This is a genomic window from Micromonospora siamensis (assembly GCF_900090305.1).
GTDB lineage: Bacteria > Actinomycetota > Actinomycetes > Mycobacteriales > Micromonosporaceae > Micromonospora > Micromonospora siamensis.
On the sequence record NZ_LT607751.1, the window covers coordinates 1,965,241 to 1,981,520 of the forward strand.

General features: G+C 72.7%; 14 protein-coding genes. 12 read left to right on the forward strand and 2 right to left on the reverse strand.

Features of this window, described 5'->3' with window-relative positions:
* Positions 1–35: 35 nt before the first annotated feature.
* The 12 genes from GA0074704_RS09065 (at position 36) to GA0074704_RS09120 (ending at position 13,080) form a co-directional block, all read left to right on the forward strand.
* A complete protein-coding gene (locus tag GA0074704_RS09065) occupies positions 36–449 on the forward strand; it encodes a MoaD/ThiS family protein (protein ID WP_231926797.1) in 414 nt (137 codons plus the stop codon).
* Positions 450–460: 11 nt separating this feature from the next.
* Positions 461–1,426 (forward strand): PLP-dependent cysteine synthase family protein, encoded by a 966-nt coding sequence (locus GA0074704_RS09070; RefSeq protein ID WP_088970091.1) that lies wholly within the window; start codon positions 461–463, stop codon positions 1,424–1,426.
* 236 nt (positions 1,427–1,662) lie between these two features.
* Positions 1,663–2,409 carry an MBL fold metallo-hydrolase gene (locus GA0074704_RS09075; protein WP_088970092.1) on the forward strand — a complete coding sequence of 249 codons (747 nt, stop codon included), beginning with the start codon at positions 1,663–1,665 and terminating at the stop codon, positions 2,407–2,409.
* A gap of 93 nt (positions 2,410–2,502) precedes the next feature.
* Positions 2,503–3,642, forward strand: a complete 1,140-nt coding sequence (locus tag GA0074704_RS09080) for a glycosyltransferase family 4 protein (RefSeq protein WP_088970093.1) — start codon at positions 2,503–2,505, stop codon at positions 3,640–3,642.
* Positions 3,639–4,829, forward strand: coding sequence for a glycosyltransferase (locus GA0074704_RS09085; protein ID WP_088970094.1), 1,191 nt, complete (start codon positions 3,639–3,641; stop codon positions 4,827–4,829). The genes GA0074704_RS09080 and GA0074704_RS09085 overlap by 4 nt, the downstream gene beginning before the upstream one ends.
* Before the next feature lie 59 nt (positions 4,830–4,888).
* The gene (gene rph / locus GA0074704_RS09090) at positions 4,889–5,617 is read left to right on the forward strand and encodes a ribonuclease PH (RefSeq protein WP_088970095.1); all 729 of its coding nucleotides are present in this window, start codon (positions 4,889–4,891) and stop codon (positions 5,615–5,617) included.
* Positions 5,614–6,231 (forward strand): RdgB/HAM1 family non-canonical purine NTP pyrophosphatase, encoded by a 618-nt coding sequence (gene rdgB, locus GA0074704_RS09095; protein WP_088970096.1) that lies wholly within the window; start codon positions 5,614–5,616, stop codon positions 6,229–6,231. The genes rph and rdgB overlap by 4 nt, the downstream gene beginning before the upstream one ends.
* Positions 6,232–6,489: 258 nt before the next feature.
* On the forward strand, positions 6,490–7,758 hold the full coding sequence (locus GA0074704_RS09100) for an alginate lyase family protein (RefSeq protein ID WP_088970097.1): 1,269 nt from the start codon (positions 6,490–6,492) through the stop codon (positions 7,756–7,758).
* Positions 7,759–8,108: 350 nt separating this feature from the next.
* Positions 8,109–9,605 carry a hypothetical protein gene (locus tag GA0074704_RS09105; protein ID WP_088970098.1) on the forward strand — a complete coding sequence of 499 codons (1,497 nt, stop codon included), beginning with the start codon at positions 8,109–8,111 and terminating at the stop codon, positions 9,603–9,605.
* A complete protein-coding gene (locus GA0074704_RS09110; RefSeq protein WP_088970099.1) occupies positions 9,605–10,561 on the forward strand; it encodes a glycosyltransferase in 957 nt (318 codons plus the stop codon). The genes GA0074704_RS09105 and GA0074704_RS09110 overlap by 1 nt, the downstream gene beginning before the upstream one ends.
* A gap of 7 nt (positions 10,562–10,568) precedes the next feature.
* Positions 10,569–11,933: a lipopolysaccharide biosynthesis protein gene (locus tag GA0074704_RS09115; protein WP_088970100.1), complete on the forward strand. Its 1,365-nt coding sequence runs from the start codon at positions 10,569–10,571 to the stop codon at positions 11,931–11,933.
* 4 nt (positions 11,934–11,937) lie between these two features.
* The gene (locus tag GA0074704_RS09120; RefSeq protein ID WP_088970101.1) at positions 11,938–13,080 is read left to right on the forward strand and encodes a polysaccharide pyruvyl transferase family protein; all 1,143 of its coding nucleotides are present in this window, start codon (positions 11,938–11,940) and stop codon (positions 13,078–13,080) included.
* Between the two features lie 50 nt (positions 13,081–13,130).
* Here GA0074704_RS09120 and hutH read toward each other — a convergent pair whose 3' ends face one another.
* On the reverse strand, positions 13,131–14,669 hold the full coding sequence (hutH, locus tag GA0074704_RS09125) for a histidine ammonia-lyase (RefSeq protein WP_088973555.1): 1,539 nt from the start codon (positions 14,667–14,669) through the stop codon (positions 13,131–13,133).
* Positions 14,666–16,207, reverse strand: coding sequence for an RNA-guided endonuclease IscB (gene iscB, locus GA0074704_RS29370; RefSeq protein WP_331716655.1), 1,542 nt, complete (start codon positions 16,205–16,207; stop codon positions 14,666–14,668). The genes hutH and iscB overlap by 4 nt, the downstream gene beginning before the upstream one ends.
* Positions 16,208–16,280 lie beyond the last annotated feature (73 nt).

The following is a 16,280-nucleotide window of genomic DNA, read 5'->3' on the forward strand; positions in this document are numbered from 1 at the left end:
TCACCGCGGCACACCCGTTCCAGGAGGACGTCACCATGGCCATCGAAGTTCGCATCCCCACCATCCTGCGCAGCTACACCGGCGGCGCGAAGGTCGTCGAAGGGGCCGGGGACACCCTCGGCGACCTGCTCACCGACCTGGACTCCCGGCACGCCGGGCTGAAGGGCCGGCTGGTCACCGACGCCGGCGCGCTGCACCGCTTCGTCAACGTCTACGTCAACGACGAGGACGTACGCTTCCTCGGCGCGCTGGACGCCAAGCTCAACGACGGCGACAGCGTCACCATCCTGCCGGCGGTCGCCGGTGGCGCGTTCGGCTTCGCCGCCGCCGCGGCGATCAGCCAGCACCGCGCCGCCGCCGCGGCGATCAGCCAGCACCGTGCGGCGGGGACCGTCGCACACCGTGCGGCGACCACCGCCGCCCGCAACGCGGCCGTCGCCGCCCGCTGAGGGCGGTCACCATGGCGCGGTACGAAAGCCTGCTCGACGCCTGTGGCGGCACCCCGTTGGTGGGGTTGCCGCGGCTGTCGCCGACGGTGCCCGAGGGCGCCCCGCCGGTGCGGCTGTGGGCGAAGCTGGAGGACCGGAACCCGACCGGCAGCATCAAGGACCGGGCGGCCCTGTTCATGGTCCGCGCGGCGGAGGAGGCCGGCCGGCTCCGGCCGGGTGACACCATCCTCGAGCCGACCAGCGGCAACACCGGCATCTCGCTGGCCATGGTGGCCAAGCTGCGGGGCTACCGGCTGGTCTGCGTGATGCCGGAGAACGTCTCCACCGAGCGGGTCCAGCTGCTCCGGATGTACGGCGCGGAGATCATCTTCTCGCCGGCGGCCGGTGGTTCGAACCAGGCGGTCGCCACCGCGAAGCAGATCTCGGCGGAGCACCCGGACTGGGTGATGCTCTACCAGTACGGCAACGAGGCCAACGCCCGGGCGCACTACGAGACCACCGGTCCCGAGCTGCTGCACGACCTGCCGACCATCACCCACTTCGTGGCCGGCCTGGGCACCACCGGCACCCTGATGGGCACCGGGCGCTACCTGCGGGAGAAGGTCGACGGCATCCAGATCGTCGCCGCCGAGCCCCGCTACGGCGAGTTGGTCTACGGCCTGCGCAACATCGACGAGGGGTACGTCCCCGAGCTGTACGACGCGACCGTGCTGAACCGTCGGTTCTCGGTGGGCACCCGGGACGCGGTGCTGCGTACCCGTCAGCTCGTGGAGGTGGAGGGGATCTTCGCCGGCTTCTCCACCGGTGCGATCCTGCACGCCGCGCTCGCCGTGGCGCACGAGGCGGTACGCGACGGCCGGGGCGCCGACGTCGCCTTCGTGGTCTGCGACGGCGGCTGGAAGTACCTCTCCACCGGCGCGTACGGCGGCACTCTCAGCGACGCCGAGGACGCGTTGGAAGGCCAGCTCTGGGCCTGACCGGGAGCGACGAGCGGGCCGGCCGGACACGTCCGGCCGGCCCGCTGCGCATCGGGTCGGTCGGACACGCCCGGTGACCCGGACTCTGTGTCACCTTGATGACAACTTCGGTCAGATGATTCTGGCTGGCCGTCGACGGAGCGTAGGCTGCGCAGCGTGGCGTACGCGTCGGTAGAGATCATCGGCGGCACGAGGGCCGGGGCGGCGACTACGGCGCGTGACAATGGGGCGACCGGATGCGACTGACCGTCCTGGGCTGCGCCGGGAGCTTCCCGGGCCCCGAGTCCCCCTGCTCGGCCTACCTGATCGAGGCGGACGGCTTCCGGCTGCTGGTCGACTTCGGACCCGGTTCGCTGTCCAACCTCCAGCGTTACGTCGGGCTGCACGCCCCGGACGCCATCCTCCTGACCCACCTGCACTGCGACCACTTCCTCGACGCGCTCAACTACGTGGTGGTCCGCCGGTACGCCCCGGACGGCCCGTACCCTCCGCTGCCGGTGTACGCCCCGTCCGGCGCGCCGGACCGGCTCACCACCGCGTACGGGCAGGAGGACAGCTCGCTCGACGACGTCTACCAGTTCTACGGTCTGCAGCCGGGCACGTTTCCGATCGGCCCGTTCACCGTCACCGTCGACCGGATGAACCACCCGGTGGAGACGTACGGGGTGCGGCTGGAGCACGAGGGCCGGGTGCTCTGCTACTCAGCCGACACCGCGCCCTGCGAGGCGTTGCTGCGGCTGGCCCAGGGCGCCGACGTGTTCCTCTGCGAGGCCAGTTACCTCGACGGGGTGGACAACCCGCCGGACCTGCACCTGACCGGCCGGGAGGCCGGCGAGTTCGCCACCAAGGCGGGGGTGGGCCGGCTGCTGCTGACCCATCTGGTGCCGGCGTGGGGCAGCGAGGCGCACACGGTCGAGGCGGCCACCGCCGCGTACGCCGGCCCGCTGGAGGTCGTCCGGCCCGGCGCCGGCTACGACGTCTGACCCGCCGACCGACGGCCGTCTTGTCCGGCACTGTTCGCCGGTTGGTCAGCCGGCGGTAGCCTGCCGCACCCGGGCGGCCCCCACGGTGAGGCCATGCGCATCGCCATCGTCACCGAGTCGTTCCCGCCGGACGTCAACGGCGTGGCGAACTCCGTCGTCCGCACCGCGGAGCATCTGGTGGCCCGGGGTCACGAGCCGGTGGTCATCGCCCCGACGCCGCCCGCCGGTCGCCGGCACGTCGGTGAGCGGTACCCGTACCCGGTGGTCCGCATCCCCAGCGTGCCGCTCCCCGGCTACCAGGGTTTCCGGTTGGGGATGCCGAGCGCCCGGCTGACCGAGACGCTGACCGGGCACGCGCCGGACCTGGTCCACCTCGCCAGCCCGTTCGTCCTCGGTGCGCGGGCCGCCACGTTGGCCGCCCGGCACGGCGTGCCGACGGTGGCGGTCTACCAGACCGACGTGGCCTCCTACGCCCGCGAGTACCGGGTCGGTTGGGGGGAGGCGGCGGCGTGGCGGCGGATCCGGGAGATCCACAACTCGGCGCAGCGCACCCTCGCCCCGTCCACCCGCGCCGCCGCCGACCTGATCGCCAACGGCGTGCAGCGGATCTGGCTCTGGCGACGGGGCGTGGACGCCGAGCGGTTCGACCCGAGCCGGCGCTGCGAGCGGCTGCGCCGGGAGTTGGCCCCCGGCGGGGAGCTGCTGGTCGGCTACGTCGGCCGGCTCGCCCCGGAGAAGCGGGTGGACCTGCTGACCGAGGTGTCCCGGCTGCCCGGGGTCCGGCTGGTGATCGTCGGGGACGGTCCGGCGCGGCGGCAGCTGGAACGGGTCCTGCCCGGGGCGCTCTTCCTCGGCGTGCGGCACGGCGCGGACCTGGCCCGGCTGTACGCCAGCCTCGACGTGTTCGTCCACACCGGACCGCACGAGACCTTCGGGCAGACGATCCAGGAGGCGCTGGCCAGCGGCGTACCGGTGGTCGCGCCGGACGCCGGCGGGCCGGTGGACCTGGTCGAGAGCGGCGTGACCGGGCAGCTGGTACCCCCCGGTGACCCGGCCGTGCTCGCCGACGCGGCGGCGGCGCTGCGCGCGGATCCGGCCCGGCGGGCGGCGTACGGGCTGGCCGCCCGGGCCACCGTCAGCCGGCGCAGTTGGGCCGCGGTGGGCGACGAGCTGATCGGGCACTACCGGGCGGTGCGGGCCGGGGCGGCGGCCGCGGACCCGCTGGTCGCATGAGCGGAGCCGACCGCCCCGACCACGCGGCGCGGCGCGGGCTGCGGATCGTCCGGCTGGCGAACTTCGTCACCGGGCGCTCCGGCGGCCTGCGGACCGCGCTGCGCCACCTCGGGGAGGGCTACCTCGCCGCCGGGCACGACCCGGTTCTGGTCATCCCCGGAGACCGGTACGCCGACGCGCGCCGCCCCTGGGGAAGGGAGGTGACGCTGCCGGGGCCCCTGCTGCCGGGCACCGGCGGGTACCGGGTGCTGGCCGCGCGCCGCCGCCTCGCCGCGCTCCTGACCGAGCTGGCGCCGGACCGGTTGGAGGTCTCCGACCGGTCGACCCTGCGGTGGGCGGGGGACTGGGCCCGGGCGCACGGCGTCGGGTCGGTGATGGTGTCCCACGAGTGCCTGACCGGCCTGCTCGGCCAGTGGCGGGTTCCCGCCGGGCCGGCCCGCCGGATCGCCGACCGGCTCAACCGGGAGACCGTCCGGAGGTACGACCGGGTGCTCTGCACCACCCGGTGGGCGGCCGAGGAGTTCCACCGGATCGGCGCGACCAACGTCGGGCTGGTGTCGCTCGGGGTTGACCTGGCCACCTTCCACCCCACCCGCGCCGACCCGGCGCTGCGCGAGCGGTACGCCGACGACACCGAGCTGCTGCTGGTGCACTGCGCCCGGCTGTCCCCCGAGAAGCGCCCCGAACTGGCGGTGGACGCGTTGGCCGCGCTGCGCCGCGCCGGCGTACCCGCGGTGCTGGTCATGGCGGGGGACGGGCCGCTGCGGCCGGCGCTGGCCCGGCGGGCGGCCGGCCTGCCGGTGTCCTTCACCGGTTTCCTGCCCGGCCGGGACGCCGTCGCCGCGCTGCTGGCCAGCGCGGACGTGGTGCTCGCGCCCGGCCCGGTGGAGACCTTCGGGCTGGCTGGCCTGGAGGCGTTGGCCTGCGGGACACCGGTGGTGGTGAACGCCGCCAGCGCCCTGCCGGAGGTGGTGGGCGACGGCGGCCTGGCCGCCTACGGCACGGCCGAGTCGATCGCGGCGGCGGTCACCCGGCTGGTGGCCCGGCCCCCCGCGGAGCGGAGCCGGACGGCCCGCTGCCGGGCCGAACAGTTCGGCTGGGACGCGGCCGTGGCGGACTTCCTGCGCGTGCACGACGCCATCGGGGCAGGTGAGGGAACCGTCCGGAATCGCCGCGCACCGGGCTGATCCGCCACAGGCGGGGCACCCGGACACCGGTCGATCACCGCACCGCATAGGGTGCAGGCATGGCGCGACCTGACGGGCGGCGACCCGACCAACTCCGACCGGTGACGCTGACCCGGGGCTGGAGCACCCATCCGGAAGGCTCGGTGCTCGTGGAGTTCGGTGGCACCCGGGTGCTCTGCACGGCGAGTGTGACCGAGGGGGTGCCCCGCTGGCGCAAGGGCTCCGGGCTCGGCTGGGTGACCGCCGAGTACGCGATGCTGCCCCGGGCCACGAACACCCGGTCGGACCGGGAGAGCGTGCGCGGCAAGATCGGTGGCCGGACCCACGAGATCTCCCGACTGATCGGGCGCAGCCTGCGGGCCGGCATCGACCTCAAGGCGCTCGGCGAGAATTCCGTCGTGCTCGACTGCGACGTGCTCCAGGCCGACGGCGGCACCCGTACGGCGGCGATCACCGGCGCGTACGTGGCGCTGCACGACGCGGTGACCTGGCTGGCCGGGCGCAAGGCGCTGGCCGGCAAGGTGGAGAAGGTGATGCACCGGTCGGTGTCCGCGGTGAGCGTCGGCATCATCGCCGGTGAGCCGCGGCTGGACCTGTGCTACGAGGAGGACGTGGCCGCCGAGGTGGACATGAACGTGGTCTGCACCGGCGAGGGGGAGTTCGTCGAGGTGCAGGGCACCGGCGAGGACGGCGTCTTCTCCCGGGCCCAGCTCGACGCCCTGCTCGACGTGGCCACGTTGGGCTGCATGGAACTGGCCGACGCGCAGCGGAAGGCACTCGCATCATGAACAAGGTCCTGCTCGCCACCCGTAACCGCAAGAAGCTGGTCGAGCTGCAGCGCATCCTCGACGGGGCGCTCGGCGCGCACCGGATCGCCCTGATCGGCCTGGACGACGTCGAGGAATATCCGGAGCTGCCGGAGAGCGGCCTGACCTTCGGCGAGAACGCGCTGATCAAGGCCCGGGAGGGCTGCCGGCGTACCGGCCTGCCGACCATCGCCGACGACTCCGGGATCGCGGTCGACGCGCTCAACGGCATGCCGGGGGTGTTCAGCGCCCGCTGGGCCGGCTCGCACGGCGACGACCAGGCCAACCTCCAGCTGGTGCTGGACCAGATCGCCGACCTGCCGGACGAGAACCGGGGCGCGTCGTTCGTCTGCACGGTCGCGCTGGTGCTGCCCGGCGGTAAGGAGCACCTGGTCGACGGCCGCCAGTCCGGCCGGCTGCTGCGCGCCCCGCGCGGCGAGGGTGGCTTCGGGTACGACCCGATCTTCCTCGGCGACGGTCAGGAGCGGACCAACGCGGAGCTGACCCCGCAGGAGAAGGACGCGATCAGCCACCGCGGCAAGGCGCTGCGCGAGCTGGCGAAGCTGGTCGCGAAGGTGCTGCCCACGGCCACCTGAGCCGGCCGGGCCGGTTCGCCCCGGCCAGCGCTCGGATCAGCCGGTGTCCGCCCTCGAGGTGCGGCGCCGGCCCGGTGACGAATCCGTTCTCCATGACCGCTCCGAAGGCCTGGGCGATGCCCGCCGGATCGCCCACCCGGCCGCCGGGCAGCCGCGCCATGGGCCGGTCCGCGCGCCCGCCACGTCGTCGGGCCATCTACTGTTGGCGCAGGAAACTCGTCCGGTCGGTCCGTACGGGTGTGGCATCGGGGAGACACGATGGCGGGGGCCGGGGCACGTGGCGCCCTCGCGGTGCTGGTGGCCGGGGTGGTGCTGGCGGTGGGCGTTAGCCTGGTGGCCGCCACGACGACCAGCCGCAGCGAGAGCCAGGCGACCGGTGTCTGGGCCACCCAGTCGCCCACGAGCGGACCGGTCGTCGGCTCCCTCCGGGACGCCGGTAGCGGCTTCGTCCACCCGGGCGTACTGGTCAGCAGCGGCCAGCTGGAGTTCGTCGCCGGCAAGGTCCGGGCCCGCGAGGAGCCCTGGTATTCGGCCCTGCGCGCCGTCCAGCGCAGCCGGTACAGCCAGCTGGACTGGCAGCCGAAGCCTTACGCCACCGTGGACTGCGGCTTCTACGGCAAGCCGGCGGTCGGCTGCACCGAGGAGACCGACGACGCCACGGCCGCGTATCTGCACGCGCTGTTGTGGTACTTCACCGGGGACCGTCGCCACGCGAAGAAGTCGGTCGAGATCATCGACGCCTGGTCCGAGGTGCTGAAGCGGCACACCAACACCAACGGCCCGTTGCAGGCCGGTTGGTCGGGGGCGTCCTTCTCCCGGGCCGCGGAACTCATGCGGTACACCTGGACCGGGTGGCCCCAGGAGCGGATCGACCGGGCGGAGCGGATGTTCCGCAAGGTCTACCTGCCGACGCTGTCGCAGCCGTTGAACTGGAACCGGGCCGGTAACTGGGAACTGATCATGATGGACGCCGCGGTCGGCATCTCGGTCTTCCTCGACGACCGGTCCGCCTTCGGCAAGGCGGTCAACCGCTGGCGGAAGCGGCTGCCGGCATACATCTACCTCCCCTCGGACGGCCCGGTGCCGAAGTCCCCGCCGGGGAAGCGGCTGGACCGGCAGGAGGTCGTCGCGTACTGGGGCGACCAGAGCCGCTTCGTGACCGGCCTCGCCCAGGAGACCTGCCGGGACTTCCTGCACACCGGGTGGGGGCTGGCCGCGGCGGCGCACGTGGCGGAGACCGCCTGGATCCAGGGCTTCGACCTGTACGCCGAGGCCCGTCCCCGGCTCACCGCCGCGATGGAACTGCACGCCGCGTACGAGTTGGACGAGCCGGTGCCCAACTGGCTGTGCGGTGGACAGTTGGCCCTCGGCCTAGCGCCGTCGCCCGAGGTGGCCTACAACCACTACACCACCCGGATGGGGCTGAAGCTGCCCCGGACCACCGAGCTCGTGGTGGCCGCCCGGCCCGCCCAGCCCGGGATGTTCTACGCGGCCGAGACACTGACTCACGCGGGCAATCCGAGCTGATCCTCCTCCTGGGCCGGTCGGATCCGCCGCCTGATCGGGTACGTAGTCGACTACCGGGACAGTCACCATCTCACGGCCACCTTCGCGCGCACCCTCGGCGGCCGGCTCGTCGACCTGGTCGCCGGAGGGCTGGCGCCGTGACCCCGGCCGCTCCCGGTCTGCGGGTCGGTGCCGCCGGCCGGCCGCCGGCACCGGTCCGGGCCGGGAAGGACCGCCGGCATGGCCCGGAAGTCTCACCCTCCTCGCGTATAGTGCCCCCGATCGGTTACAGCGAGAGGATCGCGGGTGGACAGTAACCTCGGCAATCTCGGCCGGGAGTGGTCGTCCGAGACATGTTTGGTCGGCCACGGGTGAGCCGTTCATCCTCCGCCCTCACCCGGCACTGGCAGCGCGGGGACGAGGCGGCCGGATCGGGCCGCCTCGGCCGGTTCGCCTGGTACCTGATCGTCGTCTCGTTGCTGATCATCGGCCTGAAACCGCTGCTGGACATTCCGGGCAAGAAGGTCCCGTACGACACGGTCGACGCCGGGATGATCGCGACGACCATCGGCGCCGGCCTGATGGGCCTGGCCCTGCTGCTGCTCTTCGTCGTCCACCGGGGTGTCCCGGCGAGACTGCTGCCGGTGGTCGTCGCGCTGGTCGGGCTCGGCCTGCTCTCCGTGGTGGACCTGCTGCTGGTGCCGGCCCGTGACGGGTTCCTCCAGCAGTTCGAGGTGGACGGCCTGCGGGACATCTTCGGCTCGTACGTGCCACCGACGAAAGGCACCATCACCCAGGCCGCCCAGCTCGTGGTCGGGTTCGCCCCGGTGGCGCTGCTCGTCGCCATGGTGTTCACGCCGCACTGGTTCCCCGCCGAGCGGATCCGCCAGGTGCTGCTCCTGGTGCTCCTCGGGACCGCGGTGCACTGCCTGATCGCGTGGCTCCAGGTGGCCGGGGTTGTGCCGTACACGTTCTTCTTCAAGCTGCCCGGCGGCAACATCGGCCGGGCCTCGGGTGGCTACTTCCACCCGGCGTCCCTGGGCCGGCTGCTGATCTTCGGGGTGTTCCTGATCTACGCGGTCGGCGCCCGGCTGCGGTTCCGGCTGCCGGCCCGCCTCGGACTCATCGTGCTCCTCGTCGGCACCACCTTCGTCACCACCCACCGGCTGACCCTGCTATGCGTGGGGCTGGTCATCGCGGCGATGGAGCTACGGCGCCTGCCGCAGCTGCTCGCCTGGCTCCGCGGCCTGCCGCTGCGGGTGGCCGTCCCCGGTGCCGTGCTCGTGCTCGCGGCGGTCGTCGTCCTGCTGGTGATCTGGGGCGACTTCCTCTGGCGCCGGGTGGCCTTCCTGCTCACCCAGGTCGGCTCGCTCGACGTCACCGACAAGGACTTCATGCGGGGCCGGGGAGAGATCTGGGCGGCGATCGCCGACGCCTGGGGGCACGCGCCGTTGGACGTCTGGCTGTACGGTCTTGGCTACGAGCCGTGGAACACTCACAGCGACCCGGTACGGATCTTCGTGGTCTGGGGTCTCTTCGGCGTCGTGCTGATGTCGGTGCTCTTCGTCACCCTGTGGCGGGCCACCCGGCCGCTGCTGGACGCGGAGGGCCGGTGGGCCCTGGGCGTGCTCTACGTGGCGACCGCCTTCTTCGCGCTGACCCAGAAGCCGACCTCCTACTCGTACTACATGTGGCTGTTCCTCTTCGCGCACCTGCTGCTCGTCGTGGTGCGCCCGCGGCGCGTCGAGCCGGCCGGTGCCGGCCACGGCACGACCCCCCACGACCCGGACCGGCCGCCCACGCCACCCCCCACTCGCCCGGGCCCGGTACGGACCGCGCCCGGGGTCTATCGAAGCGAGGGATATTGATGAGCCACCCCCTGTTCATCTCCTGGAAGCGTTACCAGCGCCGCTCCGACGTCCTCGCCGAGGCGCTGGGCGCCGAGATCGTCTGGCGGCCGCACAAGGCGACCTCGAAGTTCCTGCGCCCCACCGACTACCTGTCCCACGTGCGCGACGACCTGGAGTTGCTGCGCCAACGCCGGCCCCCGTACGTGGTGGTGCAGACGCAGCCGCACTTCACCGCCCTGGCGCCGTACCGCGCACGGGTGCCGTACGTGGTCGACGCGCACAACGGGCAGTTCCAGTCCTGGTGGCGGAAGGTGCCCGGCACCGAGCGGGTGCTGCGCGGGGCGGCGCTGGTGCTGACCCACACCCGGGAGGCCGACGCGATGGCGCACGAGGCCTTCCCCGGCCTGCGTACGCTGGTCGTGCGTGACCCGCTGCGGGAGATCGCGCCGGCGGCGCCGCGCGGCTGGGTCTTCGTGGTGGCGACCGCCGCCCCGGACGAGCCGATGGACGTGCTGCTCGACGCGATCGCGGCGACGCCGGACGTCACCTTCGCCACCACCGCGCCGCTGCACAAGCTGCCCGACGGGCTGCGGGAGCGGGCCCAGGCGATGCCGAACCTGATCAGCCTCGGCTTCCTCGACCTGCCCGACTACGAGGCGGCCCTGGCCGGCGCCCGAGCCGTGGTGGTGCTGACCGACCGGGAGGGCTGCCAGCCGAGCGGCGCCTGCGAGGCGCTCAGCGCCGGCCGGCCCCTGGTGCTGTCGCACACCCGCACGACCGAGGAACTCTTCGGCGACGTCGCCGTCCTGGTACGCAACGAGGCGCCGGCGCTGGCCGCCGGGGTGCGGGCGGCGCTGGCCGCCGAGCCGATGGCGGCGGCGCGGGCCGCGGTGGCGCGGGCGGCCTGGCGGGCCCGCACCGCGGTCGAGCTCCAGCAGCTGGTGGCACACGTCTCGACGGGAGCGATCCGGTGACCCGGCCATGACGGGGACGGCGGTGCGCAGCGGGCCGGTCGCCCCGCGCCGCTCGGGCGGCGGGCTGAGCCGTCGGCTGCGCCAGCTCGGCATGCTCGGCATCAGCCAGGTCGGGCTCACGGTGATCGCCTTCGTCACCCAGTTGCTGCTGGCCCGTAGCCTGCCGCAGGCGCACTTCGGCGCCTTCATGTCGGTGATGTCGCTGGTCACCCTGGCCGGCCCGCTGGCGCTCTTCGGCGTCGCGGAGTTCTGGCTGCAGCGGTTCGGCCGGGAGGGGCCACGCGCGCTGCGCTGGGTCCTGCCGTCGGTGGTGCTGGTGCTGGTCTGCTCCGGCGTGCAGACGGCCGTGCTGGTCGCCTGGGGCCTGCTGGACCGGACCGACCCGCTCGTCGGCGACCTGCGGATCGCATTGGCGCCGGTGATCCTCGCCCAGGCCGGCATGGCGCTGGCGGTGTCGGCGATGCAACTGCGCGGCGCCTACGGGCAGCTCTCCGTGCTGCAACTGGTACCGCAGGCCGGACGGCTGCTCGTCGCCCTGCTCACCTGGGTCGCCGGGCTGACCGCGCTCGCCGCCGCCACCGGCTACGCACTGGTCGCGGTCGGCACCGTCGCGCTGAGCGCGGTGGCGCTGGCGCCGCTGCTGACCGGCCGCAGTCGGTTCGAGGGACACCGGTCCGCCCCGGTGCGGCCCGGCCGTCCGCCCCGTCCCGCGCACCTGGTCGGCGGGGCCATGCCGTTCATGCTCGGCAGCCTCTTCTACCTGCTGGGCATGCAGCTCGGCGTGGTGGTCTCCGGCGAGTTCCTCAGCGTGGAGTCGGCGGCCGTGCTTGCTGTCCCGATGACGCTGCTCACCGCGATCTACGTGCTGCCGCGCGTGGTCTACCAGCAGTACTTCCTGGCCAAGCTGCACCGGTGGTCGCGGTCGGACCGGGACGCGGTCCTGGTCGCGTACCGCGCCGGCACGGTCGGCATGATCGCCCTCGGCCTGCTCATCGCCGCCGCGATGGCGCTCGTCGCCCGGTTCGCCATCCCGATGGTCTTCGGCCCCGAGTACGCCGAATCCGTCCCGGTGATGGCCGTGCTGGCGCTGGCGGTTCCGTTGCGGTTCGGCTCGGCCAGCGTCGCGTCGCTGCTGACCAGCGGGGGGCTGCTCCGACGCAAGGTCTTCTACCAGGGTGTCGGCGCGGTCGTCTACCTGGTGACCCTCGCCGTGGGCATCCAGCTGGCGGGGGTGACCGGGGCGGCCTGGGCCACCGTGCTGGCGGAGGGGGTGCTGCTGGTGCTCTTCTGGACCGCAGTCAGGCGTGACGTGGTCGCCGATGCCGAACTGCCGTCCTGGGCCGAGATCCGGCGACGGCTGACGAAGGAGTGACGTGATGAGGGGCAATCCGGCCCGGCGACCACTGGTCGTCGGGTACTACGGGATGCGCAACGTGGGCGACAACGCGTTCTGCGTGATCGTCGACTGGGCGATGGCACGGTACTGGGGCACCGAGGAGCCGATCTTCGCCGCCCCGCCGCTGGTGGACCTCCCGTCGGCCCGGTCGACGATGAGCCAGTCGTTGTTCGAGTCGGCCGACCCGCTGAGCCGGGCGGGCAAGCTGCTGACCAAGGCGACCATGCTCGGTGGCGCGTCGATGCTGGTGTTCGGCGGCGGCTCCGTCTTCCGGGACATGGGACCGTTCAGCGAGAAGAAGGTCTTCGCCACCTGGTCGCGGGTGTCCGGCCGGCCCATCGCGGCGGTCGGGGTGTCCGTCGGGCCGTTCGTCTCCGACTCGGCCCGGCAGCGGCTCGGCGAGGTGTTCCAGCACATCGACTACGTCGGGGTGCGCGACACCGCCTCCGTACACCGGCTGCGGGAGCTGGGCTACCCGGGCATGCTGGTGCCGGCCGGCGACCTCGCCGGGCTCCTGCCGGAGGTGCTCGGTGACGTGCCGCCCGCCCCGGTGCCCCGCCCGCACGGCCGGGTCCGGCTGGGCGTCACCCTGCTCGGCTCGGACACCGACCTGCCCAACCCCGAGCAGTTGCGGCGGGAGCATGCGCTGATCGCCGGCATCCGTTCGTTCGTGGAGACCGAGCCGGTCGACGTGACCATCTTCGCGTTCAACACCCATCCGCAGCGCGGCGACGTCGGCCCGAGCGAGCGGCTGCGGGCGGCCCTGCAGGGGCTCTGCGACATCCGTACGGTCAGCGCGGACGACGGCGTCCGGGCGGTGTGGTCGGAACTGCGGGCCTGTGACGCCGGGCTGCACATGCGGATGCACGGCGGCATCTTCTCGTACGTGGCCGGGATGCCGTTCGCGCTGGTGCCGTACCACCGCAAGTGCGCGGACTTCCTCGACGAGATCGGACAGCCGGCGAGCCGGCTGCTACCGGTGCAGCCCGACGACCCGGCCGAGGTGCACAAGGTCCTGCTGCGGCTGTTCACCGACGGCGCGCGGCCGCGGCTGCACCTGGCCGAGTTCGCCGACCGGGCCCGGTTGAACTTCGTCCGGGCGCCCTGGGCCCGCCCGGCCTGACGTCGCCCCACTGGGCGACCGCCGGTAGCGCCGGCGGTCGCCCGAGGGGTTCAGCTCAGCGGGCCGACCGCACGTTCGATCGCGGCCCGCAGCTCCGACCCGGCCACCACCGCCCGGGCCGCCTCCAGCACCGGCGCGAGGAAGACGTCCGGCCCCGGCTCGCCGGCCGCCGCCCCGAGCGCCGCCACCGCCGCCCGACCGGCCGGCGACGGCTCCAGCGGCGCCCGCAGCTGCAGCCCGCGCACGCCGGCCAGCAGCTCCACCGCGAGCAGGCTGGTCAGGTTGTCCAGCACGGTGCGCAGCTTCTTGGTCGCCGCCCAGCCCATCGACACGTGGTCCTCCTGCATGCCGCTGGTGGGCAGCGAGTCCACCGAGGCGGGCGCGGCGAGCCGGCGGTTCTCCGCGACGATCCCGGCCGCCGTGTACTGGGCGATCATCAGGCCGGAGTTCACCCCTGCGTCGGGGGAGAGGAACGCCGGCAGCTCCCGGTTGCGGGCCACGTCGAGCAGCCGGTCCACCCGACGCTCGGCGATCGCGCCCACCTCGGCGGCGGCGATGGCCAGGTAGTCGGCGGCGAAGCCGAGCGGCGCGCCGTGGAAGTTGCCGGTCGACTCGACCCGCCCGTCCGGCAGCACCACCGGGTTGTCCACCACCGACAGCAGCTCCCGACCGGCGACCAGTTCGACGAAGTCGAGGGTGTCCCGGGCCGCCCCGGCGACCTGCGGCGCGCAGCGCATCGAGTACGCGTCCTGCACCGCGTGCGCCAGGTCGTCGCGGTGCGAGTCCATCACCGCCGAGTTCTGCAGCAGCCGGTGGATGTTCGCGGCCGACGCGGCCTGGCCGGGGTGCGGCCGGATGGCGTGCAGCTCCGGCAGGAACGGCCGCTCCGAGCCGAGCATCGCCTCGATGGCCAGGGCGGCGGTCACGTCGGCCATCGCGAACAGGTGGCGGGCGTCGTGGATCGCCAGCAGCAGCATGCCGAGCATGCCGTCGGTGCCGTTGATCAGCGCCAGCCCCTCCTTGGCGGCCAGCGACACCGGGGCGAGCCCGGCCCGGCGCAGCGCGTCGGCGGCGTCGAGCCGCTCACCGGCCGGGCCGAGCACCCAACCCTCGCCGAGCAGCACCAGCGCGCAGTGCGCCAGCGGGGCCAGGTCGCCGGAGGCGCCCAGCGAGCCGTGCTCCGGCACCCACGGGGTGACGTCGTGGTTGAGCAGGTCCACCAGGGCCTCGGCGAGCAGCGGGCGGACCCCCGAGCGGCCCAGCGCCAGCGACCGGACCCGCAGCAGCATCATCGCCCGGACCACCTCCCGCGGCATCGGGGCACCCACCCCGGCGGCGTGCGAGCGGATCAGCGCGTGCTGCAACTCGGCCCGCCGCTCCGGCGCGACGAAGGTGTTGGCCAGCGCACCGAAGCCGGTGGAGACCCCGTACACGGGTCGGCCGGCGGCCTCGATGCCGTCGACGATGCGGCGGCTGGCGGTCATCGCCTCGACGGCGGCGGGGTCGAGGACCACCTTGGCGGTGCCGCGGGCCACCGCGAGCACGTCGGCGGGGGAAACCCCCGTGGGCTGGATGGTGACGGTCATCAGGTATGCGGCGTGGGTACCCGGTCGGTGACGACTGGGTCGAAGCGCCGTTCCTCCTCTCGTGTGTAGGCCCATCCGTCTGCACGTTGCAGCAGGTGGACGTATCGGTGGTGCACGCTCTGTATGAGGGTCTGGCCGGTGCGGATGGCGAAACGGCCGCTGGTTCGGACAGCGACTCGGCCCTCACGTTTGCCAATGTTCTTGCCGGTGGGTACGACAGCGCGCACCAAGTCACCAGTTTGGAAGCCGCATACGGTCTTGATTCGGGGTAGTCGTAGTCGCGGAAAGCCATACCGATCAGCTCGGGTGCGGGCATAACGGCCTCGCCCAGTGGCGGTGGCTACAAGCACCTGCCCCGGATAGGAACGAACGGTGGTGAGTACGCCGACATGGAGAGCATCAAGGGTGTGGGATTTCGGGACGTCGGTGCGGTGTCGGTTCCATTTGGTGCGCCCGCCGGTGGCAACCTGCACTGAAAGGCCAGTGGCCACAAGAGCCCGCCACAACGCCCACCGGGTCGCCGACACCGCTGCGGTATCCCTGAGTGGCAATTTCTGCTGTCGTCGGATCCGGGCGAGCACCGCAGGCTGGTCCGCGAGGAAGGTATCGATCGGCGTGGCCCCCTTGGCTTGATTGCAGGGAACGCAGGCCAGAGTCAGGTTCGACACCCGGTCGGAGCCGCCACGGGAGCGGGGCACAACGTGGTCGATGTTCAATGGCACTCCGACGGCACCGCAGTAGACGCATTTGCGCCCGCGCCTTGCCAGGAGGTATTCGCGGACTTCGTAGCCGTGGAGAGTGCCGTGCTGGTACTCGACGCCGGAGATGTCTGGCTCTTGCATGAGTTGCGTGTCGAAGGCGACCCGCTCCACATGCAGCAGTTTCACGGGTGTCCACCGGCGCAGCCGCTCGATCCAGGACATGGTGTTGTCGACACGGTGCCGTAAGGAGGGCGCCAACCACCCGTGCGGCCTACGCCGATTGGCGTATCGGGGTGCCCGATATCGCAACTTGCGCGACCGGCGAGCACGCCGCAGAGCGGCGCGAGCGAACAACCTGTCCCGGATCTGGTTACCGCGGTGGCGAACTTCTATCCCGAACAAACCCGTGCGGACCAGGTTGTCGCCAGCAGTCTCCGCCAGGAACACTGCAATGCCGGTAAACCTAGACCCCGGATCGATCCCGACCTCAACGCCGTCCACCTCTGAAGAGGCGACCTCACGGTCTTTGAGCCGGATCACGAACGGGGTGTGCCGGTGTACCACCGCCCGCCCAGATGTCAGCAGCTTCCGGGCCCGCGCCGGCGTGGTCGGTTGTAGTGGCCGGTGGTGTCGATCGAGCACGAACACCACCGGGTGGGTGTGGGCCTCACGGCCCGCTCCAGTTCCTGCGGGTGCAGGTTCTGGGTGACGCCGGCGTCCGCCGGTCTCCCCTCGCCCATGTCGTACACCGGCTGCCGGGTGGCGTCCGCGTCCCGTTTCGTGGCTTCTCGGTGCCGTGTCTACTGACGCGGATTCCAGGGTCCGGGGCTGAGGAAGCACCCCGGAGTGGGTCGTCTGACCTGTGTACAACGTAGATCCCTCCCTTCAGAGGTTCTCGGGCTGGTCAACCACC